Source organism: Streptomyces sp. NPDC030143 (genome assembly GCF_055573695.1).
The window spans coordinates 159157-182788 of sequence record NZ_JBVIAY010000004.1; the positions used below are offsets into that span (position 1 = coordinate 159157).

General features: G+C 72.2%; 19 protein-coding genes and 1 tRNA gene. 15 read left to right on the forward strand and 5 right to left on the reverse strand.

The genetic code is table 11. From position 1 onward, the window contains the following. Nucleotides 1–1110 precede the first annotated feature (1110 nt). Nucleotides 1111–1296: a hypothetical protein gene (locus ACZ4YY_RS09160; RefSeq protein WP_468285693.1), complete on the forward strand. Its 186-nt coding sequence runs from the start codon at nucleotides 1111–1113 to the stop codon at nucleotides 1294–1296. A 178-nt stretch (nucleotides 1297–1474) separates the two neighbouring features. On the opposite strand, the gene ACZ4YY_RS09165 is transcribed toward ACZ4YY_RS09160, so the two are convergent. Together ACZ4YY_RS09165 and ACZ4YY_RS09170 are read right to left on the reverse strand one after the other, a co-directional pair. After that, nucleotides 1475–1564: transfer RNA gene (locus ACZ4YY_RS09165), tRNA-Ser, on the reverse strand. A gap of 87 nt (nucleotides 1565–1651) precedes the next feature. Further along, the gene (locus ACZ4YY_RS09170; protein WP_468285694.1) at nucleotides 1652–3226 is read right to left on the reverse strand and encodes a trypsin-like peptidase domain-containing protein; all 1575 of its coding nucleotides are present in this window, start codon (nucleotides 3224–3226) and stop codon (nucleotides 1652–1654) included. A 330-nt stretch (nucleotides 3227–3556) separates the two neighbouring features. On the opposite strand from ACZ4YY_RS09170, the gene ACZ4YY_RS09175 reads away from it, so the two are divergent. The 3 genes from ACZ4YY_RS09175 to ACZ4YY_RS09185 all read left to right on the forward strand — a co-directional run bounded on the left by ACZ4YY_RS09175 (nucleotide 3557) and on the right by ACZ4YY_RS09185 (nucleotide 6611). Continuing rightward, nucleotides 3557–4396, forward strand: coding sequence for a glycerophosphodiester phosphodiesterase (locus ACZ4YY_RS09175; RefSeq protein WP_468285695.1), 840 nt, complete (start codon nucleotides 3557–3559; stop codon nucleotides 4394–4396). Between the two features lie 189 nt (nucleotides 4397–4585). Continuing rightward, complete coding sequence (locus ACZ4YY_RS09180) at nucleotides 4586–5224, forward strand: ATP-binding protein (protein ID WP_468285698.1); 639 nt, start codon at nucleotides 4586–4588, stop codon at nucleotides 5222–5224. Between the two features lie 421 nt (nucleotides 5225–5645). Beyond that, a complete protein-coding gene (locus tag ACZ4YY_RS09185) occupies nucleotides 5646–6611 on the forward strand; it encodes a DUF5926 family protein (protein WP_468285701.1) in 966 nt (321 codons plus the stop codon). A gap of 275 nt (nucleotides 6612–6886) precedes the next feature. On the opposite strand, the gene ACZ4YY_RS09190 is transcribed toward ACZ4YY_RS09185, so the two are convergent. Both ACZ4YY_RS09190 and ACZ4YY_RS09195 read right to left on the reverse strand, forming a co-directional pair. Next, a complete protein-coding gene (locus ACZ4YY_RS09190; protein ID WP_468285705.1) occupies nucleotides 6887–7465 on the reverse strand; it encodes a hypothetical protein in 579 nt (192 codons plus the stop codon). Nucleotides 7466–7521: 56 nt separating this feature from the next. Beyond that, nucleotides 7522–8187 (reverse strand): bifunctional DNA primase/polymerase, encoded by a 666-nt coding sequence (locus tag ACZ4YY_RS09195; protein ID WP_468285711.1) that lies wholly within the window; start codon nucleotides 8185–8187, stop codon nucleotides 7522–7524. Between the two features lie 511 nt (nucleotides 8188–8698). Here ACZ4YY_RS09195 and ACZ4YY_RS09200 point away from each other — a divergent pair. From ACZ4YY_RS09200 to ACZ4YY_RS09215, 4 genes are all read left to right on the forward strand, one after another. Next, a complete protein-coding gene (locus tag ACZ4YY_RS09200) occupies nucleotides 8699–10204 on the forward strand; it encodes a PP2C family protein-serine/threonine phosphatase (RefSeq protein WP_468286559.1) in 1506 nt (501 codons plus the stop codon). A 532-nt stretch (nucleotides 10205–10736) separates the two neighbouring features. Next, on the forward strand, nucleotides 10737–12194 hold the full coding sequence (locus ACZ4YY_RS09205) for an aminopeptidase P family protein (RefSeq protein ID WP_468285718.1): 1458 nt from the start codon (nucleotides 10737–10739) through the stop codon (nucleotides 12192–12194). A 181-nt stretch (nucleotides 12195–12375) separates the two neighbouring features. Continuing rightward, nucleotides 12376–13740: a MocR-like pyridoxine biosynthesis transcription factor PdxR gene (gene pdxR / locus ACZ4YY_RS09210; protein WP_468285722.1), complete on the forward strand. Its 1365-nt coding sequence runs from the start codon at nucleotides 12376–12378 to the stop codon at nucleotides 13738–13740. Nucleotides 13741–13838: 98 nt separating this feature from the next. Then, nucleotides 13839–15071: an MFS transporter gene (locus tag ACZ4YY_RS09215; RefSeq protein WP_468285725.1), complete on the forward strand. Its 1233-nt coding sequence runs from the start codon at nucleotides 13839–13841 to the stop codon at nucleotides 15069–15071. Nucleotides 15072–15402: 331 nt separating this feature from the next. On the opposite strand, the gene ACZ4YY_RS09220 is transcribed toward ACZ4YY_RS09215, so the two are convergent. Further along, entirely contained in the window at nucleotides 15403–15858 is a 456-nt protein-coding gene (locus ACZ4YY_RS09220) for an ATP-binding protein (protein ID WP_468285728.1), read from the reverse strand. 241 nt (nucleotides 15859–16099) lie between these two features. Between ACZ4YY_RS09220 and ACZ4YY_RS09225 the strand changes: the two genes are divergently transcribed. From ACZ4YY_RS09225 to pheA, 7 genes are all read left to right on the forward strand, one after another. Further along, nucleotides 16100–16945: a hypothetical protein gene (locus tag ACZ4YY_RS09225; protein ID WP_468285731.1), complete on the forward strand. Its 846-nt coding sequence runs from the start codon at nucleotides 16100–16102 to the stop codon at nucleotides 16943–16945. Between the two features lie 129 nt (nucleotides 16946–17074). After that, nucleotides 17075–17818 carry a YcnI family protein gene (locus ACZ4YY_RS09230; protein WP_468285734.1) on the forward strand — a complete coding sequence of 248 codons (744 nt, stop codon included), beginning with the start codon at nucleotides 17075–17077 and terminating at the stop codon, nucleotides 17816–17818. Between the two features lie 84 nt (nucleotides 17819–17902). Then, nucleotides 17903–18565, forward strand: a complete 663-nt coding sequence (locus tag ACZ4YY_RS09235) for an SCO family protein (protein WP_468285737.1) — start codon at nucleotides 17903–17905, stop codon at nucleotides 18563–18565. Further along, the gene (locus tag ACZ4YY_RS09240; protein WP_468285740.1) at nucleotides 18562–19014 is read left to right on the forward strand and encodes a copper chaperone PCu(A)C; all 453 of its coding nucleotides are present in this window, start codon (nucleotides 18562–18564) and stop codon (nucleotides 19012–19014) included. The genes ACZ4YY_RS09235 and ACZ4YY_RS09240 overlap by 4 nt, the downstream gene beginning before the upstream one ends. A gap of 13 nt (nucleotides 19015–19027) precedes the next feature. Further along, complete coding sequence (locus ACZ4YY_RS09245) at nucleotides 19028–21184, forward strand: copper resistance CopC/CopD family protein (RefSeq protein WP_468285742.1); 2157 nt, start codon at nucleotides 19028–19030, stop codon at nucleotides 21182–21184. Between the two features lie 7 nt (nucleotides 21185–21191). Beyond that, complete coding sequence (gene efeB / locus ACZ4YY_RS09250; RefSeq protein ID WP_468285745.1) at nucleotides 21192–22475, forward strand: iron uptake transporter deferrochelatase/peroxidase subunit; 1284 nt, start codon at nucleotides 21192–21194, stop codon at nucleotides 22473–22475. Between the two features lie 95 nt (nucleotides 22476–22570). Continuing rightward, on the forward strand, nucleotides 22571–23503 hold the full coding sequence (gene pheA, locus ACZ4YY_RS09255) for a prephenate dehydratase (RefSeq protein WP_468285752.1): 933 nt from the start codon (nucleotides 22571–22573) through the stop codon (nucleotides 23501–23503). The last annotated feature ends 129 nt before the right edge of the window (nucleotides 23504–23632 follow it).

Genomic DNA, 23632 nt, shown 5'->3' on the forward strand with positions numbered 1-23632 from the left:
TAGTGCTCTGCGCTGGGAGAGTCAGAAGCCCTCGTCTCTCCCGGGAATGGCGGGTACGTATTCGCTGGTCAGACATCTGAATGGCATTTCGGCAGCAGGGACGAGGGGTTGTTTTGTCTCTCCGGTCGGGGTGCCGGGATGCCGTCGGTGATGGGAACAGGCAACAGCCCGCCTGATCGGGCGAGGACGACAACACCAAGGCCCACGAGCAGCTCGGACATGGCTCCCACCAGGTCGCTCCGCCTCGGCCACTCCGTATCGGCCCTGCGAGTCTGCATGTACCGGACCCTGACTTCCTCCAACACATCTTGATCGACGACCCCGTCCTGAACTGCCTTCCCTGCTTGGAGGACGACGTCAAGGTGCATCAGGAGCGATTCTGGCTGCCCTGGGATTGGTCCGCGGTTGATTGACCGGAGCACGTCCCGGAATGCGCTTTTGTCTTGGAACTGAGGGGCGCACTTCGCAATTAGGTCCTCCCGGTTGTAGGTGCCCGTGTAGAAGGCTGCGGTGAAAGCCTTCAGGAGTTCGCGGCGACTACAAGCGGTTCCGAGTCTCGAGTCGCACAGCGGATGCACGAACTGAGTAGCCCTACTCTTCGCCCACGCTCGGCTACCCCGAGGATCACCGATGTACGTGCGGAGAGCACGGAGAGCCTGTCGCGTGCTCACCACATCGTCATCACCGAGGAACAGCCAACACACAAGCACGAATTCAGCCAACGGCTGGACGGATGACGGCTGCCTTCTGCGTAACAAGTCAAGGAAAAGGGTCCGTTGAGCACCAGCGTGCAGCGCCTTCTCTGAGCCTCGTTGTCCCGTCCGCCGGCGCTGGGGTTGAGCCAGCAGCCCCCTGGCCACCCAGTCATGGACGAGGCGCTTGGTCACTTGGTGACCTGCCGCCGCAGCATCGGCGACCAGATCGTCGATCGTGCCCGGTTCGCTAATCACCTCTGGAAATTACATCGGATCCGAGCGGTCTACCTGTACTTCTCGAGACCTCCAATTCGTAGGCTCAGCAGTGAAATCAGGGGATCACCAGCCACCTGAGCTTGCTGGCATCGCCGCGGGCAGGTCCCTGATCATGCGACGCCACATTCAGGAGAGAACCATGAGCGCCGACCGCAACGACCCTGAGCCTGCCACCGGGCAGCGCGCCACCTCCCAGCCGCCGAAGCGGCAGTCTCGACGGTTGAGCCCCCTGCTCCGGCTCATCTTTCGAAACGCCGTCGGCGGTGCCTCCTCGGCAGCAGGGGCGGCGATCATCGGTTGGCTGATCTGGCTGATTCAGCGATGAGCCGTCCCGTCCGCTGGGACAATCGCCGTTGAGCAGCCGGTCTAGGTCAGAAGCCGTTAGGTGCACGTGCCCCATCCGTGCCCGATCCAGCGGGAATCCACGGGGAACCACGGTGTTGAGCGGGAACCGGGCACGACGACGGCCCCTGACCAATCGCCTGGTCAGGGGCCGTTTCATCTGGCGGTGGGTGTGGGATTTGAACCCACGGTGACATCGCTGCCACGACGGTTTTCAAGACCGTTCCCTTAGGCCGCTCGGGCAACCCACCCCGCGCCGCACGCTCACATGACGGGCGGCGCGGGGACAAGAGTAACGGGTGGGCGCGGGCGCGCGTGGTCACTCGGGGGCGAGGCGGTCAGCCGTCGCCCTTGCGGGAGCCCAGGGTGAGGTCGACGGTGTGGGACCTGCCGTCGCGCTCGTAGGTGAGCGTGACCTTGTCGCCGGGTTGGTGGGTCCAGATCTCGCCGATGAGGGTCGGGCCGCTGTCGATCACCCGGTCGTCGAGCTTGGTGATGACGTCGCCGGGCTTGAGGCCCGCCTTGGCGGCCGGGCCACCCGACTCGATCGCGGCGGCTCCGCCCGCGCCCTGGTCGGTGATCTTCGCGCCGTTCGTGGACTCCTCCAGGGAGACGGACGCGCCGATCTTGGCGTACACCGGCTCGCCCGTCTTGATCAGCTGCTGGGCGACGAGCTTGGCCTGGTTGATCGGGATGGCGAAGCCGAGGCCGATCGAGCCGGACTGGCTGGTGCCGCCCAGGCCGCCGCTGCCGGTGGACTGGATCGCGGAGTTGATGCCGATGACGTTGCCCTGGGCGTCCAGCAGCGGGCCGCCGGAGTTGCCCGGGTTGATGGAGGCGTCCGTCTGGAGGGCGCTCATGTAGGAGGCGTTGCTGCCGGTGCCGTCGGAGGAGGCGACCGGGCGGTTCTTGGCGCTGATGATGCCCGTGGTGACCGTGTTGGACAGGCCGAAGGGCGCGCCGATGGCGATCGTGGAGTCGCCGACGGCGACCTTGTCGGAGTCGCCGAGGGTGAGCGGCTTCAGGTCGGAGGGGGCGCTCTTCAGTTTGATGACGGCGACGTCGTAGCCCTGGGCGTGGCCGACGACCTCGGCGTCGTACTTCTTGCCGCTCGCGAAGGTGGCCGTGACCTTGCCGCCGTCGACGGCCTCCGCCACGACGTGGTTGTTGGTGACGATGTGGCCCTGGGTGTCGAAGACGAAGCCGGTGCCGGTGCCGCCCTCGCCGTTGCTGGACTCGGCCTCGATGGTGACCGTGCTGGGCAGCGCCCGGGCGGCTACGCCCGCGACCGTGCCCGGGTCGCGCTTGACGGAGCCGCCGCTGTCGGAGGCGGAGACCGTCGTGGAACCTGTGTCGTCGTTCTTGGCGAGGGTGTAGCCGAGGCCGCCGCCCACGCCGCCGGCGGCCAGCGCAGCGATCAGGACCGCGGCGACGAGACCGCCGCGGCCTCGGCGGGCCTTCGGCGGGCTGGGCTGCTGGTAGGAGGCGCCCCAGACGGGCGGCTCCCCGCCGGGGTGGCCCCCGAAACCGGGGGTCCCGAGATGGCCGGCCCCGCCGTGGCCGGGGGTCCCGGCCGGGTCGGGTGCGGTGCCGCCGAACCCGCCGGCGTAGGACGGGGCGGCGGGCGGCGGCCAGGCGCCGTCGGCCGGGGCCACGCCCTGCGCCGCGGCGCCCTGAGGGGCGCTGGGCGGCGGCCACGCGGCGTCGGGCGCGCCGCCCGGACCGGCGTGGGGCGGCGAGTCCGGGGCGTTCTGGGGCTGCGGGGGCGCGGCCGGAAGCGGGGTGGTGGGCGTGCCGGCCTCGGGGGCGGCCGTCCGCGGGGAGGCCGAGGGAGATTCCACCGGCACGGGGGGTGCGGACGGGGCCGGCGGGACCGGGGTGCCCTCGTTGGTGCCCTCGTTCTCGGTGCTCACAGCTCTTCTCCTCGATCCACGGCTGTTGCTCGGTCGCACTGGGTCAGGCGCGTGCTCGTTGTCGTCGACCCTGGCGCGCTGCAGCTGTGCGTGTGCTTTTGTACGTCTCAAGCTTTTCCCACGGGCCGTCAGAGCACCATAAGCGCTGGCTGTGGGTCCATGGCCATTCTTTACATGGGGCATTGTTCTGCAATCCGGACACTTTCCCGGAACATCTCAGAGGGTTCTCAGACTCCCGCGCCTCTCCGTCCCGCTGCCTGCCGGATTTCCGCCCCGTTCCTTCGTCCGCTCCGACGGACGCGTACCCCGCCCTGGTGGCACCATGACGCGGTGACCCACGCACGGCAGCAGCACCCGATCCAAGTCGTCGCCCACCGCGGGGCCTCCGAGGAGGCTCCCGAGCACACCCTGGCCGCGTACAAGAAGGCGATCGAGGACGGTGCGGACGCCCTCGAGTGCGATGTGCGGCTGACCGCGGACGGTCATCTCGTCTGTGTCCACGACCGCCGCGTCAACCGTACGTCGAACGGCCGGGGGGCCGTCTCCGCACTGGAACTCGCCGACCTCGCGGCGCTGGACTTCGGCTCCTGGAAGTCCCGTGAGGCCCGGGACGCCTGGAACGTGCGGGACGAGGAGCCCGACTGGGAGGTCCGCCCCGAGGACCGGGAGGCGACCTCCGTCCTGACGCTGGAGCGGCTGCTGGAGCTGGTCGCGGACGCGGGGCGGCGGGTGGAGCTCGCCATCGAGACGAAGCACCCGACGCGCTGGGCGGGGCAGGTGGAGGAACGGCTGCTGCTGCTCCTCAAGCGGTTCGGCCTGGACGCGCCGGCCACGGGCGCCGAGTCACCGGTGCGGATCATGAGCTTCTCGGCGCGGTCGCTGCATCGCGTGCGTGCCGCCGCGCCGACGCTGCCGACCGTCTACCTGATGCAGTTCGTCTCACCGCGCCTGCGGGACGGACGGCTGCCCGCCGGGGTGGGGATCGCGGGTCCCTCGATCCGGATCGTGCGCAGCCACCCCGCCTATGTGGAGCGGCTCAAGCGGGCCGGTCACCAGGTGCACGTGTGGACGGTGAACGAGCCCGAGGACATCGACGTGTGCGTCGAGCTGGGCGTCGACGCGATCATCACCAACCGCCCGCGCGCGGTGCTGCGCCGGCTCGGCAGGTGAGGTCTTCCGGACATCCGGTGAGGCGCGGGAAGTCACAGAAGTCCCAGAAGCCCCATCCACACCTCTTGACCACAGCGTCCACCTGAAGCATCCTCCATTCTCGGCCATATCGAAGAAATCAAGCCACATACCGACCGTTCCGTCACGGGGAGTGCCCCGGCGCGTTCGTTCCGTATTCGATCGTTGTGAATGCGTCGTCGGACCTGGATTGGCCGGTTTCCGGTACAGGCCAATGGGGCATCCACACCGTGGCGTGGGGCGAAGGAGGTCTCGGGGGTGGCGTTGGTGGTGGCACAGGAGGTGCCCACGTCGTCGAGCATGGCCGTACCCCATGGCCCTGCGGGCGTGGGGAAGGCGAGACACCGCATGCGCGACCAGTTGCGCAGCGGCGGGGTCTCGGAAGCGGTCATCGACGATGCCGTACTGATCCTTTCCGAACTCTTGAGCAACGCGTGCAAACACGGCAGACCGCTCGGCGACGCTCTCGCCGGCGACGGTGACGTGCTGGCCGCGTGGCGCGTGGACCCGGGCGGCCGGCTGGTCGTCGAGGTGACCGACGGCGGAGGCCCGACCCGTCCGGCCCCGGCCACCCCCTCGGTGACGGCGCACGGCGGCCGTGGCCTCAACATCATCACGGCGCTGGCCGACGACTGGGGCGTGCGCGACGACGCCCGGGGCGAGGTCACGGTGTGGGTCGTCGTCCACGACGACGTGTACGACCCCGACGCCGGATGCCGCCGTGACGACTTCGCCTCCCGGATCACCGCCCCGACGGTGTCGTCGATGCCCGACCTGGACTTCTCGGACGCCTTCGACGACCTGAGGTAGGGGCCCCGCCGCCCGACCGTCGACGAAAGGCCGGGTGCGTCCGTCCACCCCGGGACCGTCCGGCCTCTGCGCGTCCGTCCACCCCGGGGACCGTCCGGCCCCTGCGCATCCGTCCGTGCCGATCCGGGCCGGGCGCCTCACGTCCACCCGGAGACGCCGCTTGTGGCTCGGGCGCCTGACGTCCACCCCGGAGACGCCGCTTGTGGCTCGGGCGCCTGACGTCCACCCCGGAGACGCCGCTTGTGGCTCGGGCGCCTCACGTCCACCCCGTGGACCGTGCGGGCCGGGCGCCCGACGTCCACCCGTCCGGCTCCCTCCGTCGTCCGCATCGCCGTCGGTTGTCCACAGGTTCCCGTGACTCCCGGTGCGAACGGCTAGGCTCCCGCCCGTACCAGACGAGCCGTACCCGGGAGACACCCAGATGGCCAAGAAGCGACCGCAGACGAAGGCCGGACGGCCTCAGACCACCGACGGGGAGATCCCGGTCGTCGGGGCCCGGGAGCCGTGCCCCTGCGGTAGTGGCCGCCGCTACAAGGCCTGTCACGGCCGGGCCGCCGCGCACGCCGTGACCGAGCTGGTGCAGCGTCCGTTCGAGGGGCTGCCGGGCGAGTGCGACTGGGTGGCGCTGCGCGAGCTGGTCCCGGCGGCCACGGCCGAACTGACGCTGAAGGGCGGCCTGCCCGAGGGCGTCCCGTCGGTCACGCTGGCCACGGTGCTGCCGATGGCCTGGCCGGCGCTGCGCCGCGACGACGGCTCGGTCCTGCTCGGCCTGCAGAACGACACGGCGTCGGGCGACCTCAGCCGCGACCTCGCCGACACCCTCCAGCGCGCCCTGGAGGCCCGGCCGGGCACGCCGATCCAGGGCCGGCGGGCCCCGTCGGACGGTCCGCGGATGCAGGACCTGCTCGACCCGGAAGGCGGGTTCGAGCCAGTTGTGCACAGCGGTTTCGAGTTCTGGGTGCCGGACCCGGAGAACGCGACGCCGGAGGTGGCCGCCTCCCTGGAGCGGGCCAACGCGGCGGCGATCCCGACCGTGAAGCTGACCGGTGTGGACTCCGCGTACTGGTGCGAGACGCCGGAGAAGAACCACCTGCGCTGGGTCATGCCGCACCCGGAGGAGCAGCTTCTGGACGCCCTGGCGCGGCTGCACGCGGCGGGTCGTGCCGGCCTCGGCGAGGGCACCCGGCTGGTCGGCTCCTTCCGGGCGCACGGCCTGACGGTGCCGGTCTGGGACCTGCCGAGCGGAGTGTCCGCGGACGACGTGGAGAAGCCGGCCGCCGAGTTCGCCGAGCGCCTGGCCGCCGCGCTGGCCTCGGACGCGCCGCTCACCGCGGACGAGCGACGCGCGCGCGGCGGCCTCACCAACCGGCAGGTGACGCTCAGCTGACACAGGGGTCCGGACGGCACCCGGGCTGACCCGGAAGGTCAGCACCGGGACCGGCCTCCGGCGTGACTCCGCTCACAACTCCCTTATGTGCAAGGGGAGTCGGCGCCGCAAAGCGGCCAACTGCCGGTGTCCGGAAAGCCGATGAAAACAGGAGATCGAATTTGCTTGGAGCCGATCTCTTGTTACCGTTCGAGTAGCCCGGTTGCTGGTGCATCCCCCGTCGCCAGCAACCGGGTTTTCTCCTGCCCGCCTCGCCCACACTCCGACGTGGGACGTCAACTGTCGGTGTCGGCGCCCGAGTCGCTGCCGGATCGCAGCAGCAGCGGTCCGTCACCGGTCGCTGCCGCGAACTCCGCGACCGCCGTGTGGGCATCCGGTGCCCCCCGGCCGCGCTCGCGGGGCGTCTCGCAGGTTCCCGGCTCGTCGTCGGCGCCCACCGCGCACCGCATCTGCACCGTGTGTCCCCGCGGCCCCATGAAGCTCAGGACGGCCTTCAGGGCGCGGCCGGTGGCGTTGCGGTAGTAGGTGCGGGCCCAGGTGTCCTCGCCCTGCGTGAGCACGCAGGTCTGCGCTTCGACGCCCTCGGGGGAGGTGAGTTCGGGGCCGCAGCGGGCGGCGGTGGCCAGGCCCAGCCCGAGCGGCAGGAGCGCGCCGGACGGGTGGGCCGACGGCGCCTTGGGATCCGTGCGGGGGGTGGTCGGGGCGAGCGGGAGGCCAACCGAGGGCAGCGGGCGCCCGGCCGACGAAACGGGCGATCGTTCGTCGTCGCCGCCGGGCCCCGCGGACGCCATGGCCAGAGGCAGCGCGATCGCGCACACCACGGCGCCCCCGAGGGCGACGAGACGAAGGTTCATGGATCGGAAGATAACGAGCGGACGCGGGCATCCGGCCCGGCGCGCGCCCGACACCCCTACAACTCGGGCGCGCTCACACCCGTACGAGTGAGGGCGTCGACGACCGCATCCACCACGGCCTCCACGTCGGGCACCCAGGGGGAGGCCGAGCCGGGCAGCGGCGCGCGCTCCCAGCGGATCTCCCCCAGGCCGGTCTCGGAGGGGGGCAGGGCGATGTAGCCGCCCTCGCCGTGGAAGCGCAGGGAACCGGGGACGAAGTCCTTGGCGTAGAGCAGCTCGCCCAACTGCTCCATGGAGTAGGGCCGGACGAGGATCGACCAGCGGGTGGGCGAGGCGACGACCGGGCCGAGCCGCATGCCCTGGCGGTCGAGCGCGGTGAGCGCGCGGGAGGCCGCGAGGGCCGGCAGGCTGACCGCGCAGGGCGCGCTGTCCCCGGTGGCCAGGACGATCGGGGAGGCCGGGCGGTTGGTCCACCACCAGCGCACCATGCGCGCGTCGGTGGTGGCCGCGAGAAGGCCGGGGTCGAAGGGGTGGGCGCCGGGCACCGAACACTCCGGGTCGGGGCAGCCGCAGCGGGAACGCCCCTGCGGATCCGCCGTCACGCCCGGGAGCACGGGCCACTGCCATTCCGTCGCGAAGGCCAGGGCCGCGTCGATCAACTCAGGCCCCCCGTCGCTGCGCTGGGACAGGAGCCTGCGTCGCCTTCCGAGGATCTCGCGCATGAGCGCTCGTTCCTTTCCGTTGCACCGCTGGCAACACCGTGGGTCACATCACATCATGTGTCGATCACTTCACTGTGCGTACCTGTTGGCGCATCACACCCCTGTCACGGACAAGGGGAACCCCAGGGGTTCGATCGTCGGCTGCTTGCGCGGCCACTCCGTCCATACTGCGCCCATCTCGTGCATGGGCATGGCGTGGGGTGGCGAAGTCTGGCGTTTTGCCGTGCGCGTGGTTCTCTCCGCCTCCGCCACGGGAGGATGGGGCACGGTCGTCGGTGGCTAAGACGCCCGGGTCGGTCACCAGGTTGCGGGTGGCTCCCCACGACCTTGGTCCTTACCGAGTACGTACCCATCACGACCGCTGTGACGCTCCGTGGAGCAAGCCCAGTCGACCGCAATCACCCGTTACCCGAGTCAGTTTTAAGCCAACTTTGCTTTTTTGCAAGGGAGCCGGAGCACCGTGCCCGACAACCCCCCAGGTCCCACGGACACCAGCGATCCCCGCAGGACAATGCTGGACATCCCCTCACGAGTGCGTGTACATGTGGAGACACTGCTAGCGGCGCAGAATGACATGGGGGTTCGCGATGATTTCGCGCAATACGCACCGGTCCGAGAGCCGGACACCATGAATGCCCCTCACCCTCCGAAAGTGGCCGGAATCGATTCAACGGTTCCCTCGCCCACACACACTGTCGCGCCCGCGTCAGCCACCCCGGCCGCCCCACCGGTCCCGCCCGGCGCCGGAGCCCTGCTCCAGGACCGTCTCGCCGGCTGGGTCTCGGACCTCACCACCCTGCACGAACTGACCGAACGCCTGGTGCGCACGGACACCCTGCCCGACGCCCTCCAGGAACTGCTGCGCGCCGGTGCCGCCCTCGTGGGTGCCCGGCGCGGTCTCGTCGTGCTGGAACCGGCCGACGGACTAGGCCCGCACAGCACCGTCGGCCTGGGTCTCGGCCGGGCCGATCTCGGCCACATGGAGACCGTGCCGCGCAGTGCCCTGTCCCACGGCCGCATCCTCGACGGGCTGCCCGGCGGCGAGGGCGAGATCACCGAACCCGACCTGTTCGCCGCCGACGGCCTCGACCCCCGGCACCGCGAGGTCGCCGCCCGCCTCGGCTACGCCGCCAGTTACGCGCTGCCCCTCGCCGGGGAGGGCGCGGGCCGTCTGGGGGCGGCCGTCTGGCTCTACGACGAGCCCGCCGAACCGGTCGAGCGCCGGCGCCACCTGGCCGGCCTGTACGTCCGTCACGCCGCCGAGCACCTCGCCCTGCTCCTCGAGACCGAGCGCACGCGCGCGTCCATGGCGACGATCGCCGAGGAACTGCTGCCGTCCCGGCTCCCCCGGGTCTACGGCGTCCAGCTCGCCGCCCGGCATCGCACCGGCCCGCGCGGGGGCGGCGACTGGTACGACGCGCTGCCGCTGCCGGACGCCGCCCTGGGGCTGGCCGTCGGCTCGGTCACCGGGTCCGGGCCGAGCGCGATCGCCGCGATGGGCCGGCTGCGCGCCTCCCTGCGCGCGTACGCCGTGATGGAGGGCGAGGACCCCGTCGCCGTCCTGTCCGACCTGGAGCTGCTGCTGCGGCTGACCGAACCGGCCCGTTCCGCCACCGCCCTGTTCGCCTACTGCGAGCCCGCGCTGCGCAAGATCACCCTGGCCGGCGCCGGGCACTGCCCGCCGCTGCTGGTCGGCGACCGGCGCACGGACTTCGTGGAGACCTCCGTCTCCGCGCCGCTCGGGATGCTCGCCTGCTGGGAGGCGCCGAGCGTGGAGTTCGAGGCCGAGCCCGGCGAGACGGTCCTGCTCTACACCGACGGGCTGCTGCACCGCACCGGCGACCCCGCCGACCGCGCCTTCGCCCGGCTGCACGCGGCGGCCGCCGGCGTCCCGAGATCGATCCGCCACGACCCCGACGCCGTCGCCGACCACGTGCTGCGCACGGTCCTGCCGGACGGGCTCGACGCGACGGACGGCACGGAGGACGTCGTGCTGCTCGCGGCGCGGTTCGAGTAGGCACGGTCGGAGTAGGCCGCCTGGGCGCTGGGCCACACGAGTCGGAGCAGGACAGTGGTCGGGCTGGTGGGCCATGGTCGGAGTGGGCGCATGGTCGGAGTGGGCCACCCGGTCCGGTCAGCGGGCCGGGGGGTGGAGCGAGAGGTTCGGGTCGAGCAGGGCACGGGGCGGGCAAGGGGACGGACGGGGCTGGAGGAACTCGGGCCTTCAGGAACGCGGGGCTGGAGGAACACTCGGGCCTTCAGGAACGCGGGGCTGGAGGAACACTCGGGCCTTCAGGAACGCGGGGCTGGAGGAACACTCGGGGCTGGAGGAGCGGGTCGAGGGGGGAGCGTGCCGAGCGCCTCGACGCAGGGGGCCGCGGGCCGGAGCCCGGTTGCTCAGCGCCGCTCCGGGGTGCGGTCCGAGCACGGGGTGTGTCGCGCGCGACCTGCGGCGCGAGTCGAGGACGGTAAGAGGTCTTTCGCCCCTGGCCCCCGTACGCACGACCGTACGATGGACGGGGTCCAGTGCCGTATCGAGGAGGATGACCGTGGCGGAAGAGCTCCCGGAGACCCCGGAGACCGCTGAAGAAGAGCCGATCAAGCAGCGCAAGAACGGCCTGTACCCGGGCGTGTCCGACGAGCTCGCCGAGAACATGAAGTCCGGCTGGGCCGACACCGAGCTGCACGGGCTGGAGCCGATCGCCCAGGCCGCCGAGACGGCCGCCCGCCGCGCCGCGCTCTCCGCGCGCTTCCCCGGCGACCGCCTGGTGATCCCCGCGGGCAACCTGAAGACCCGGTCGAACGACACGGAGTACCCCTTCCGTGCGTCCGTCGAGTACGCCTACCTCACCGGCAACCAGACCGAGGACGGCGTCCTGGTCCTGGAGCCCGAGGGCGACGGCCATGCCGCCAGGCTCTACCTCCTGCCGCGCTCCGACCGCGAGAACGGCGAGTTCTGGCTGTCCGGCCAGGGCGAGTTGTGGGTCGGCCGCCGGCACTCGCTGAGCGAGGCGGAGAAGCTGTACGGAATCCCCGTCTCCGATGTGCGCGAACTGGCCGACTCCCTGCGCGAGGCGACAGGCCCGGTGCGCGTCGTGCGCGGCTACGACGCCGGCGTCGAGGCCGCGCTGACCGACAAGGTCACCGCCGAGCGCGACGAGGAACTGCGCGTCTTCCTCTCCGAGGCCCGCCTCGTCAAGGACGACTTCGAGATCGGCGAGCTGCAGAAGGCCGTCGACTCCACGGTGCGCGGCTTCGAGGACGTGGTGAAGGTCCTCGACAAGGCCGAGGCGACCTCCGAGCGCTACATCGAGGGCACCTTCTTCCTCCGCGCGCGCGTGGAGGGGAACGACGTCGGCTACGGCACGATCGCCGCGGCGGGCCCGCACGCCTGCACACTGCACTGGGTGCGCAACGACGGGCCCGTGCGCTCCGGCGAGCTGCTGCTCCTGGACGCCGGCGTCGAGACGCACACGTACTACACCGCCGACGTCACGCGCACCCTGCCGGTCAACGGCCGGTTCAGCGACATCCAGAAGAAGATCTACGACGCCGTGTACGACGCCCAGGAGGCCGGCATCGCGGCGGTGCGGCCCGGCGCCAAGTTCCGCGACTTCCACGACGCGGCGCAGCGGGTGCTGGCGGAGCGGCTCGTCGAGTGGGGCCTCGTCGAGGGCCCGGTCGAGCGGGTGCTGGAACTCGGGCTGCAACGGCGCTGGACGCTGCACGGCACCGGCCACATGCTCGGCATGGACGTCCACGACTGCTCCGCCGCGCGGGTGGAGGCGTACGTGGACGGGACGCTGGAGCCGGGCATGGTGCTGACCGTCGAGCCCGGGCTGTACTTCCAGGCCGACGATCTGACCGTTCCGCAGGAGTACCGCGGGATCGGTGTGCGGATCGAGGACGACATCCTGGTCACCGAGGACGGTAACCGGAACCTGTCCGACGGTCTGCCCCGCCGGTCGGACGACGTCGAGGCGTGGATGGCGTCCCTGAAGGGCTGACGTCCCGTACCGATGGCCGGGCACCCCGTGGTGCCCGGCCATCGGTCTGCGGCCATCGGTCTGCGGCCATCTGTCTGTGACCGTGCCATCGGTCTGCGGTCTGCGGTCTGCGGGTAAACGGGTGGCTTGTCGCGCAGTTCACCGCGCCCCTGGAGGGGCGCGGTCGTCACGTGGGGGGATCGTGAACGAGTTCCTGGCCGGGGTGGATCTGCATCTCGAGACCGATGTCGGCGAAGGCCGACGGACCGGGCTGGAACGGGCCCTGCGGGACGCCGTGCGGGACGGACGGCTGGCGCCCGGGACGCGGCTGCCCGCCACCCGGCGGCTCGCGGCCGAGGCGGGGCTCTCGCGCAACACCGTCAAGGCCGCCTACGACCAGCTCGTCGCCGAGGGGTACCTCACGGCCCGCCAGGGCTCGGGCACCCGGGTCGCCTCGCTGCCCTCCGTCGCCGCGGAACCGCCGGAGGCCGCCGCACGCGCGCGTGACCCGCGGTTCGACCTGCGGCCCGGTTCTCCGGACGTCGGGACGTTCCCGGCGGCGGCCTGGCTGCGGGCACTGCGCCGGGCCATCGCGACGGCCCCCTCCCTGGCGTACGACTACGGCGATCCGCGCGGGCGGATCGAGCTGAGGACGGCGCTGTCGGGGTACCTGGGGCGGGCGCGCGGGGTGATCGCGCCCCCGGAGCGGATCGTGATCACCTCCGGGTACGTGCAGGGGCTCGCGCTGCTCACCCGGGTGCTGGAGGGCACGCCGGTGGCCATGGAGGATCCGGGGCTGCCGTTCCACCGGGAGGTCGTGCGGCGCAACGGCGGGAAGGTGGTGCCCGTCGGGGTCGACGAGCGGGGGGTGCGCGTCGACGAGCTGGGGGACGCGGCCGCCGTCGTCGTCACGCCCGCGCACCAGTACCCGACCGGCGTGACCCTGCACCCCGAGCGACGGCGGGCGCTGACGGACTGGGCCCGCGCGCGCGACGCGCTGATCGTCGAGGACGACTACGACGGCGAGTTCCGCTACGACCGACAGCCCGTGGGCGCGCTCCAGGGAATGGCGCCGGGGCGGGTCGCCTACCTCGGCACCGCCTCCAAGACGCTCGGACCCGCGCTGCGGCTCGGCTGGATGGTGCTGCCGCCGCAGCTCGTCGACGCGGTCGCCGAGGCGAAGCTGCACAGCGACCACCACACGGAGTCCATCGGGCAGCTCGCCCTCACCGAACTGATCGACAGCCACGCCTACGACCGTCATGTGCGCGCCTGCCGGCTGCGCTACCGGCGTCGCAGGGACCTGCTGCTGGAGCGGCTGGGGGCGCGACGGGGCGTGCGCGGGATCGCCGCCGGGCTGCACGCGCTGGTCGAGGTCGGCGACGAGGCGGAGGTGCTGGCGCGCGCGGAAGCGGAGGGGCTCGCGGTCGGGCATCTGGGGGAGCACTGGCACGGCGCCCGTCCCGCCGGGCGTCCGCAGGGGCTGGTGGTGGGGTACGGGACGCCTCGTGAGCGGGTGTATCCGGAGGCGCTGGAGGTGTTGGCGAAGGTGCTGAAGGGGAGCTGACCCGGCCCTGAGCGTTACCGCGGAAGCAGAAGTGGGCCATTACGAAGCTGGGTGATTGGTGCTTCTGCCGGGCCCAATCGGCTTCTAGTTTCGTGCACATGACGACGACCCGCCCGCAGCGGCTGCTCGCCCTGGCCCAGTTGAGCAACTCGGTCGGGGACGGCGCGTACTACACGACGTCGGCCCTGTACTTCACCCAGATCGTGGGGCTCGCGCCCGCGCGCGTGGGGCTCGGGCTGACCGTCGGATGGGCGGTCGGCTCGCTGGCCGGGGTGCCGCTGGGCCGGCTGGCCGACCGGCGCGGCCCACGCGGTACGGCGGTGCTGCTGGCGCTGGCGACCGGGCTCGCGGTGGCGTCGTTCACGCTCGTGCGCGGGTTCGCGCCCTTCGTGCTGGTGGCGTGCGGGTACGCGGCCGCGCAGTCGGGGCTGGCGGCGGCCCGGCAGGCGCTGCTGGCGGGGCTGGTGCCCGCCGGGGAGCGGACGGGGCTGCTGGCGCGGTTGCAGGCGACGCTCAACGCGGGTCTCGCGGTGGGCGCCGGGCTCGGCGGGCTCGCGCTGCACGCCGGGACGCGGACGGCGTACCTCGCGGTGTTCGCGGTCGACGCGGTGAGCTTCCTGGTGTGCGCGCTGCTGCTGCTCGGGCTGCCGGGTGTGGTGTCGGGCCCGGTGCGGTCGCGCGCAGGGCTCGGGGTGCTGCGGGACCGGCCCTACGCGGTCGTCGCCCTGCTCAACACCGTGCTGCTGCTGCGGCTGCCGCTGCTGAGTCTCGTCCTGCCGCTGTGGATCACGTCGCGGACAGAGGCGCCGGCGTGGCTGGTGTCCGCGCTGTTCGTGCTGAACACCGCCGCGGTGACCGTCTTCCAGGTACGGGCCGCACGGGGCGTCACCGGTCTGGACGGCGCCGCGCGCGCGGTGCGCCGCTCGGGGTGGGTGATGGCCGCCGCGTGCGCGGTGTTCGCGCTGTCCGCGGGTGCCTCGCCCTGGGTGGCGGCGGGCGTGCTGATGCTGGGGGCGGTGCTCCAGGTAGTGGCGGAGATGGGACAGTCGGCGGGTTCCTGGCAGCTCTCCTTCGACCTGGCGCCGGCCGACCGGGTCGGCGAGTACCAGGGGTTCTTCGGCACGGGCGTCACGGTCTCCCGCACCCTCGGCCCGCTGGTGCTGACCTGGCTGCTGGTGGAGTGGGGCACGCCCGGCTGGCTGTTGCTGGGCGGGCTGACCGTGACCGCTTCGTACGCGATGGGACCGGCGGCCCGGTGGGCGGCCGCGGGGCAGAGGGTGGAAGCCGAGGCTGGGAGGGCCGGGGGTGAGCGGGTCGTGGACGTGACGTGAGCGGGCGCGGCGCGCGGGGCCTAGCCCCGGGGGCCGAGGTGAGCGGGACGGGAACGTGGCGTGAGCGACCCCACGGCCGCCGCCCCCACGATCCCCTCCCGGCTCGACCCTCACGTCGTCTAGCGGCACCCCTGCGTCCCACACGCCTCGCGGCACCCCTCCGAGACCGTCCCACGCCTCGCGGCACCCTTCGCGACCGTCCGCTCCGTGACAGTCAGGGCACCCGTGTCGCCGGTGCCGTGGCCGGCAACGCGTCGACGAACAGCGCCCCCGCCCGCAGCCTCGCGCTGCCCCGGGGACTCCACGCGCGCGTGCAGGTCGGTGTCGAGGGTCACACTGCCATCAGGGGGGCGCCTTCGCGCCATTTGAGGATCTTGTCGAAGCTCACCACGGCCCCGGCGTGCCCCGGCTTGTTGCCGACGTGCACGTGGTCGGCGAGTGCCCGGATGAGGAACAGGCCGCGTCCCTGCTCCGCCTCGGTGCCCGAGGGGACGGCGGCCGGCGCGGCGGTTTCGGCCTCGAAGCCCGGGCCGGAGTCCGCGACCTCGATACGACACTTCTCACCGTCGAGGTAGGCCGTGACCCGGTACGCCTCCGAGCAGCCGTCGAGCGCGCCGTCCCCGCCGTGCTCGACGGCGTTGGCGCAGGCTTCGCTCAGGGCGACGGAGAGGTCGTACGAGACGTCGGGGTCCACCCCCGCCGTCTCCATCGTGCCGAGCAGCAGGCGGCGGGCGAGCGGAACGCTCGCGGCCTCGCGCCGCAAATGGAGTGACCACCAGATGCTCATGCTCCAGCCTCCCGGCCGCGGCTCGACATACCGATACGTATTGCCACCACACGGCGTGAGTAAGCGTGAAATCCGCGTGATGCCGCCCATATGGGGGATGCACGACAGGCCGGAAACGGTGTATGCGGTGCTCACCGGCATCAGTCACACCAGCCACACCAGATGCTGATCTTCCGCACGGCGCGGAATCTGTGGACCTGCCGTAGGGGCGGGGTGTGGCCAGTGCGATGATGAGGCGGCCATGACCGACCCCCACCAGCGCACGGCGTGCTCCGGAGGTGATCTCCGGCTGTTGCGGGCCGCGGTGTTCGCCGCGGTCTGTGTCGTGCTGGCCGCGGCCGGTCACACCATGGCCTCCTGCGCCACCGTCCCGCTGTGGACGCTCGGCGCGGGCTTCCTCGGAGTCGTCGCGGTCGTCGTGCCGCTCGCCGGGCGCGAACGGTCCCTGCCGGGCATCGCAGCGTTGCTCGCCGTCGCACAGACCGTGCTGCACACGCTGTTCGGTCTGGGACAGCACGGCACACAGGCCGTGACGCCGTCGACGACGGCCCTCTCGGACGCCGCACTGGTGGACCGGGCCGCGCGCCTGCTGTGCGGGACCACGGCGGCGGCGATCAGCCCCGCCGAGGCCCAGCGGATCCTCGTCGCCGCGCGGCTCTACGACCCGGGCACCGCCGGCACCGTCCCGGGTTCCCCGCGCTCCTCGGGGTCCGCGCACCACGCGGCGGACGTCCTGCCCGCCGGCGACGCCTCACTGTCGCTGTTGCCCTCCCTGCCGATGCTGCTCGCGCACGTCCTCGCGGCCGTCGCCGCCGGATGGCTGCTGCGGCGCGGCGACGCGGCCCTGCTGCGGCTCCTGCACCTGTCGGCGCACGGCGTCGCCGAAGGGGCGCTCGTCCGGTCACTGCGCGGGGCGCTCGCGCTGGTTCGCGCCCTGCTCGCCGGGCTGCCGGCCGTGCCGGAAACGAGCCCGCGCGCCCCGCGCACCGCCCTCCTCGCGCCGGCCACGCCCCGCACCGGCGCACTCCAGCACACGGTGATCAGGCGCGGCCCGCCGGCCGTCGACGTCCTCGTCCTCGCTGCCTGACACGACGCGACCAGCACTCCACCACACGGAGGGGACGGCCGCCGTCGTGCGGCACGCGCGTGCGCACGCGAGCCGTGCCCGCGCATCCTCACCGTCAGACCTCGATTCAGAGTGGAGTGCTCCGCCACCATGAAGGCCTCTCGTCTCGCCGCCGCCGCCGTCGTCGCCGGCTCCGCCGTCGTCGTCCTGTCCTCGCCCGCCTTCGCGCACGTCACCGTGCAGCCCGAGGGCACGGCCGCCAAGGGCGGCTACGCGGTGGTGAACTTCCGCGTTCCCAACGAGCGCGACAACGCCTCGACCACCAGGCTCGAGGTCAACTTCCCGATGGACACACCGCTCTCCTCGGTGCTGCCGCAGCAGGTCCCCGGCTGGAAGATCGCCGTCACCAAGAGCAAGCTCGCCAAGCCGCTCGAGGTGCACGGGCGGCAGATCTCCGAGGCCGTCTCCAAGGTCACCTGGACCGCCGAGGGCAAGGGCATCGAGCCCGGCTTCCTCCAGCAGTTCCCGGTCTCCCTGGGCGCGCTGCCCGAGAACAGGGACGACCTCGTCTTCAAGGCGATCCAGACGTACTCCAACAAGGAGGTCGTGCGCTGGATCGAGGTGCAGGAGAAGGGCGCCGAGGAGCCCGAGAACCCCGCGCCGACGCTCGCGCTGTCCGACGCCTCCGACGACGGCCACGCCCACGGCTCCACCGCCTCCGCTGCCGCCGAGGACTCCGACGACGCCAAGGCCACCGCCACGACGGCGGCCTCCGACTCCTCCGGCGGCAGCGACACGACCGCCCGCGTCCTCGGCATCGTCGGCATCGTCGTCGGCGCCGCCGGTGTGGCCTACGGCGTGCTCGCCGGCCGCCGCCGCGCCGACGCCTCCTGACGTCAGGCCGTCCGCGGGGCGCACCGGAGGCCCTTCACGGCCTCCGGTGCGCACCGGAGCCCACCACCACCGGGACATCTCTCCATGCACAAGAAGAAGCTCGCCGTGGCCGCCCTGCTCGCCGCGGCCACCCTCACCCTCTCCGCCTGCGGCAGCGGCGACGCCTCCGGCTCCGGCACCGACTCCGTCGCCGCCGTCTCCGAGGACGGCTCCTCGCAGCGGGCCGTGACCGTGCTCGACCAGCCCTTCACCAAGCCGAACCTGGTCCTGACCGACACCCGGGGCAAGCAGTACGACCTCCGCAAGGAGACCGCGGGCCACCCCACACTGCTCTACTTCGGTTACACCCACTGCCCCGACGTCTGTCCGCTGACCCTGAACAACATCGCCGTCGCGAAGCAGCAGCTGCCCAAGGCGGAACAGGACCAGCTGCGCGTCGTGTTCGTCACCACCGACCCGGCCCGCGACACCGTGGCCGCGCTCGGCACCTGGCTGAAGGGCATCGACCCGCAGGTGGTCGGCCTCACCGGTGACTTCGCCACCATCCAGGCCGCCGCCCGCACGGTCGGCATCTCCATCGAGCCGCCGCACAAGGACAAGAACGGCAAGACCGTCTCGACCCACGGCACCCAGGTCATCGCCTTCTCCCCGAAGACGAACGGCGGATACCTCCTCTACGGCGAGGGCGCCACGGTCGAGACCTACACCAAGGACCTTCCCAAGATCATCAAGGGGCAGAACCCGTGAGGCGGTTCGCCCCCGCCGCCCTGGCACTGACCGGCGCCCTGGTCCTCGGGGGCTGCGGCTCCGGCGACGCCACGGGCGCCGACCTGTCCGTCAGCTCCGCCTACATACCGCAGCCGGTCTCCGACTCCATGGCGGCGGGCTTTCTGACGATCACCAACGAGGGAGGCACGAAGGACGAGCTGACCTCCGTCACGAGCGCCGCCGCGGGCAGTGTCACCGTGCACACCACCGTGGACGGGGCCATGGAGGAGGTCGACTCCCTCGACGTCCCGGCCCACGGCCGGCTGGTCCTGGAGAGCGGAGGGAACCACCTGATGTTCGAGAAGCTGAAGCGCAAGCCGAAGCAGGGCGAGAAGGTGACCGTGGAACTGCACTTCGCCGAGTCCGGCACCGTCGAGGTCGAGATGCCGGTGGAGTCCGCCACGTACACGCCCGCGACCGGGCACTGAGGGAGGGACCACCTTGACGCAGGCCATCGCCCCCCGCGTCCGGATCCTGGTGCTGCTGTTCCTGGCCGTCACCGGCGCGCTCCTCACCGGCGCCGCGCCCGCCTCCGCGCACGCCGCGCTCACCGGCAGCGACCCCCAGCAGGGGGCGGTGGTCGGCAAGGCGCCCACCCGGGTGTCGCTGACCTTCTCCGAACAGGTCGCCATGAACGGCGACTCCCTGCGCGTCCTCGATCCCAAGGGCAACCGCGTCGACACCGGTGAACCGACCGACGTCGGCGGCACCACGTACGCCGTCCCGCTCCACACGGGGCTGCCCGACGGCACGTACACCGTCGCCTACCAGGTGGTGTCCGCCGACAGCCACCCGGTGGCCGGCGCCTACACCTTCTCCATCGGCTCCCCCTCCAGCACCAGCGTCTCGGTCTCCGACCAGGAGGCCGGCGGCGGGGTCGTCGGCGGGCTGTACGGCTTCGGGCGGTACGTCTCGTACGGCGGGTTCGTCGTCATGGTCGGCGGGGCCGCCTTCGTGCTGGCCTGCTGGCGGGGCGGAACCGGGGTGCGGGCCGTGCAGCGACTCGTCGTCTCCGGCTGGATCGCGCTCACCGCCGCCACCCTCTTCCTGCTGCTCCTGCGCGGCTCCTACACCGGCTCCGGCAAGGTCGGGGACGTCTTCGACCTCGACCTGCTCGGGCAGGTCCTCCAGACCAAGACGGGCGCCGCGCTGGTCTCCCGGCTGCTGCTGCTCGCCGCGGCGGCGCTGTTCATCGCCGTCCTCTTCGGCGCGTACGACAAGCGGGAGGACGAGGAGAGGCGGGACCTCACCTTCGGGCTCGCCGCCGGAGGGACCGTCGTGGCCGCCGGGCTCGCGGCGAGCTGGGCGATGTCCGAGCACGCCTCGGTCGGCGTCCAGGCGGGGATCGCCATGCCGGTCGACGTCGTGCACCTGCTGGCCGTCGCGGCCTGGCTGGGCGGGCTGTGCGCGCTGCTCGTGGCGCTGTACCGGGCGGACACCCCAGTGGAGGCGAGCGCCGTCCGACGGTTCTCGCAGGTCGCCTTCGGCAGCGTCCTCGCGCTCGTCGCCACCGGCGTCTACCAATCGTGGCGCCAGCTCGGCTCCTGGGCGGCGTTCACCGACACCCGCTACGGGCAGCTGCTGCTGGTCAAGATCGGGTTGGTGGCGCTGCTCGTCGGCCTCGCCTGGATCTCCCGCCGCTGGACGACACGGCTGTCGGAAACCCCCCGTACGGAAGCACCCGGTACGCGGGCGGACGCCGACGCCGCGCGGGAGCAGACCGACACCGAGGCGAGGGAACCGGCCGCCGCGCGGGCGTCCTCGGGTGAGGGCGCGAGTGCCGGCGGCGCCGAAGGCGGGGCCGATGATGCCGCCGACGCCGGTGATGCCGTGGACGTCGGCGTCGCCGGTGACGCCGAGCGGTCGGGCAGTGGTGGCGCCGTGCCCGTCGACGCCGGTGACGCCGAGCGGTCGGGCGCCGTGCCCGTCGACGCGGGTGACGCCGGTGACGCCGCACTTACCGGTACCGGTGACGCCGCGTCGGCCGACTCCTCGGAGCCGTCCGCCGCCGGTGACCCGCAGCGGGCCGCGCAGCTCGCGCGGCAGCGGGCCGCCGTGGACGCCACCCGGCGGAAGCGGCAGCGGGACGGCGATCCGCACCGCCTCGGCCTGCGTCGCTCCGTGCTCGCCGAGGCGGCTGTCGCGGTCGTCCTGCTCGCCGTCACCACCGCGCTGACGTCCACCGAGCCGGGCCGCACCGAGCAGGAGGCCAGGGCGGCCACGGCCGCCGCGTCGTCCTCGGCCGCGAACACCTCGGGCGCGCTGACCCTCGACATGTCGTTCGACACCGGGGGCACCGACGGCAAGGGCGTCGTCAGCGTCGACCTCGACCCCGCGCGGACGGGCGCCAACGAGATGCACGTCTACGTCACCCGTCCCGACGGCCGCGCCTTCGACGTCCCGGAGGTGAAGGTCGCCCTCACCCTCGAAACCCGGGGCATCGGTCCGCTGCCCGTGGCCCCCGACCACATCACCACCGGCCACTGGTCGGCGAGCGGAGTGCAGATCCCCATGGCCGGCGAGTGGAAGATCGCCGTGACCGTGCGGACCTCCGACATCGATCAGGTGACCGTCTCCAAGAACGCGCAGATCGGCTGACCGCACCATGCCTGACCAGTCCCTTCCCGAGGCCCCCGCCTCTGAGACCGCCCACGGGGAGTCCCGCGCCGCCGAAGGCCTGAGCCGACGCAAGCTGCTCGGTACCGCCGGGGCGACCGGGCTCGTGCTCGGTGCCGCGGGCGGAGCCACCGGCTATGCCGCCGCTCCCGCCCCGGCGACCCCGTTGTCCTCGATCGGGTCGGGCCGGGTGATGTTCCACGTGAAACATCAACCCGGCATCACCCAGGGCCTCCAGGCCCGCGGCCATCTCATCGCTTTCGACCTCGCCGCCGGCGCCGGCCGCAAGGAGGCCGCCGCCCTGCTGCGCCGCTGGTCGGAGACGGCTCGACGGCTCATGGCGGGCGGGGCGGCACCGCACGACGACACGGACGTGGCCCGAGACGCCGGTCCCTCGTCCCTGACGATCACCTTCGGCTTCGGCCACAGCTTCTTCGCCCGCACCGGCCTGGAGGAGCAGCGCCCGGCCGCCCTCGCTCCGCTGCCGGACTTCTCCTCCGACCGGCTCGACAAGAAGCGCAGCGACGGCGACCTGTGGGTGCAGATCGGCGCGAACGACGCCCTCGTCGCCTTCCACGCCCTGCGCGCGATCCAGAAGGACGCGGGCGGCGCGGCGAAGGTCCGTTGGCAGATGAACGGCTTCAACCGCACCCCGGGTGCCACCGCCCATCCCATGACGGCCCGCAACCTCATGGGCCAGATGGACGGCACGCGCAATCCCAAGCCGACGGACCGCGACTTCGACCAGCGGATCTTCGTGCCGGCCTCCGGGTCGAACGACCCCGCCTGGATGGCCAACGGCTCCTACGCCGTGGTCCGCCGCATCCGCATGCTGCTCGACGACTGGGAGAAGCTGTCGGTCGCGCAGCAGGAGCAGGTCATCGGGCGCCGCAAGTCCGACGGGGCGCCGCTGAGCGGCGGCACCGAGACGACCGAGATGGATCTCGAGAAGACCGACTCCCACGGTGATCTCGTCGTCCCGATCAACGCGCACGCCCGGATCACGCGCCCCGACCAGAACGGGGGCGCGGCGATGCTGCGCCGGCCGTTCTCCTACCACGACGGCATCGACGCGGACGGCGTGCCGGACGCGGGGCTGCTCTTCGTCTGCTGGCAGGCGAACCCGTTGCGCGGCTTCGTCACGGTGCAGCGCAAGCTGGACCGCGGGGACGCGCTCTCGACGTTCATCCGCCACGAGGCGAGCGGTCTGTTCGCCGTGCCGGGCGGGGCGGCGGAGGGCGAGTACGTGGGGCAGCGGTTGCTGGAGGGGTGAGACACGCCGGGTTCGGGTCACGCGGGTTCACTCGCACGAAGGGGTCGCCGTGAGACACGGACGCCGGGTCGCGCAAGGGCCATTAGGGTGAGGTCATGCCAGCGAGCTATGCGTACCTCGGCCCCGAGGGCACCTTCACGGAGGTCGCCCTGCGCACGCTTCCGGAGACGGCGACCCGTCAGCTGATCCCTTACGTGTCCGTGCAGTCCGCACTGGACGCGGTGCGCACCGGCGAGACCGAGGCCGCGTTCGTGCCGATCGAGAACTCCGTCGAGGGCGGCATCACCACCACCCTCGACGAGCTGGTCGCGGGCGCGCCGCTGATGATCTACCGCGAGGTGCTGCTGTCGATCACCTTCGCGCTGCTGGTGCGGCCCGGCACCAAGCTGTCGGACATCAAGACGGTCACCGCCCACCCGGCCGCACAGCCGCAGGTGCGCAACTGGCTGCGGACCAACCTCCCGGACGCCGTCTGGGAGTCCGCGGCTTCGAACGCGGACGGCGCCCGCCTGGTCCAGGAGGGCCGCTACGACGCCGCCTTCGCGGGAGAGTTCGCGGCCGCCCGGTACGGCCTGGAGGCCCTGGAGACCGAGATCCACGACGCCGAGAACGCGCAGACGCGGTTCGTGCTCGTGGGCCGGCCCGCCCGGCCCGCGGCGCCGACCGGTGCGGACAAGACGTCCGTCGTGCTGTGGCAGCGTGACGACCACCCGGGCGGCCTGCGGGACCTGCTCGGCGAGTTCGCCACCCGCGGCATCAACCTCATGGTGCTGCAGTCGCGGCCGACCGGTGCCGGCATCGGCAACTACTGCTTCTGCATCGACGCCGCCGGCCACATCACCGACCGCCGGATGGCCGAGGCGCTCATGGGGCTCAAGCGGGTCTGCCGTGATGTGCGGTTCCTCGGTTCGTATCCGCGGGCCGACGTGACCTCGGCGGCCGTGCCGGCTCCGCTGCCCGGCACCTCGGACGCGGAGTTCGTGGCGGCGGCCGACTGGGTGGCGCGCTGTCAGGACGGCCGTTTCTAACCGGTCCTACCTGCATATCTTCGTTGTCCACAGAAGTTATCCACAGGGCGGCTTCTCGACCTGGGGACAAGTCGACAACGAAGGGTGGTCAGTCGACAAATCGCCCTTCGGGACAGGTGTGGCCCCCTC

What these genes read in the sequence shown, in the direction of transcription:
- ACZ4YY_RS09160 (WP_468285693.1), top strand. Translation starts at nt 1,111, where the DNA reads ATGAGCGCCGACCGCAACGACCCTGAGCCTGCCACCGGGCAGCGCGCC.
- ACZ4YY_RS09180 (WP_468285698.1), top strand. Translation starts at nt 4,586, where the DNA reads ATGCGTCGTCGGACCTGGATTGGCCGGTTTCCGGTACAGGCCAATGGG.
- ACZ4YY_RS09185 (WP_468285701.1), top strand. Translation starts at nt 5,646, where the DNA reads ATGGCCAAGAAGCGACCGCAGACGAAGGCCGGACGGCCTCAGACCACC.
- ACZ4YY_RS09190 (WP_468285705.1), bottom strand. Translation starts at nt 7,465, where the DNA reads ATGAACCTTCGTCTCGTCGCCCTCGGGGGCGCCGTGGTGTGCGCGATC.
- ACZ4YY_RS09195 (WP_468285711.1), bottom strand. Translation starts at nt 8,187, where the DNA reads ATGCGCGAGATCCTCGGAAGGCGACGCAGGCTCCTGTCCCAGCGCAGC.
- ACZ4YY_RS09200 (WP_468286559.1), top strand. Translation starts at nt 8,699, where the DNA reads ATGCTGGACATCCCCTCACGAGTGCGTGTACATGTGGAGACACTGCTA.
- ACZ4YY_RS09215 (WP_468285725.1), top strand. Translation starts at nt 13,839, where the DNA reads ATGACGACGACCCGCCCGCAGCGGCTGCTCGCCCTGGCCCAGTTGAGC.
- ACZ4YY_RS09220 (WP_468285728.1), bottom strand. Translation starts at nt 15,858, where the DNA reads ATGAGCATCTGGTGGTCACTCCATTTGCGGCGCGAGGCCGCGAGCGTT.
- ACZ4YY_RS09225 (WP_468285731.1), top strand. Translation starts at nt 16,100, where the DNA reads ATGACCGACCCCCACCAGCGCACGGCGTGCTCCGGAGGTGATCTCCGG.
- ACZ4YY_RS09230 (WP_468285734.1), top strand. Translation starts at nt 17,075, where the DNA reads ATGAAGGCCTCTCGTCTCGCCGCCGCCGCCGTCGTCGCCGGCTCCGCC.
- ACZ4YY_RS09235 (WP_468285737.1), top strand. Translation starts at nt 17,903, where the DNA reads ATGCACAAGAAGAAGCTCGCCGTGGCCGCCCTGCTCGCCGCGGCCACC.
- efeB (WP_468285745.1), top strand. Translation starts at nt 21,192, where the DNA reads ATGCCTGACCAGTCCCTTCCCGAGGCCCCCGCCTCTGAGACCGCCCAC.
- pheA (WP_468285752.1), top strand. Translation starts at nt 22,571, where the DNA reads ATGCCAGCGAGCTATGCGTACCTCGGCCCCGAGGGCACCTTCACGGAG.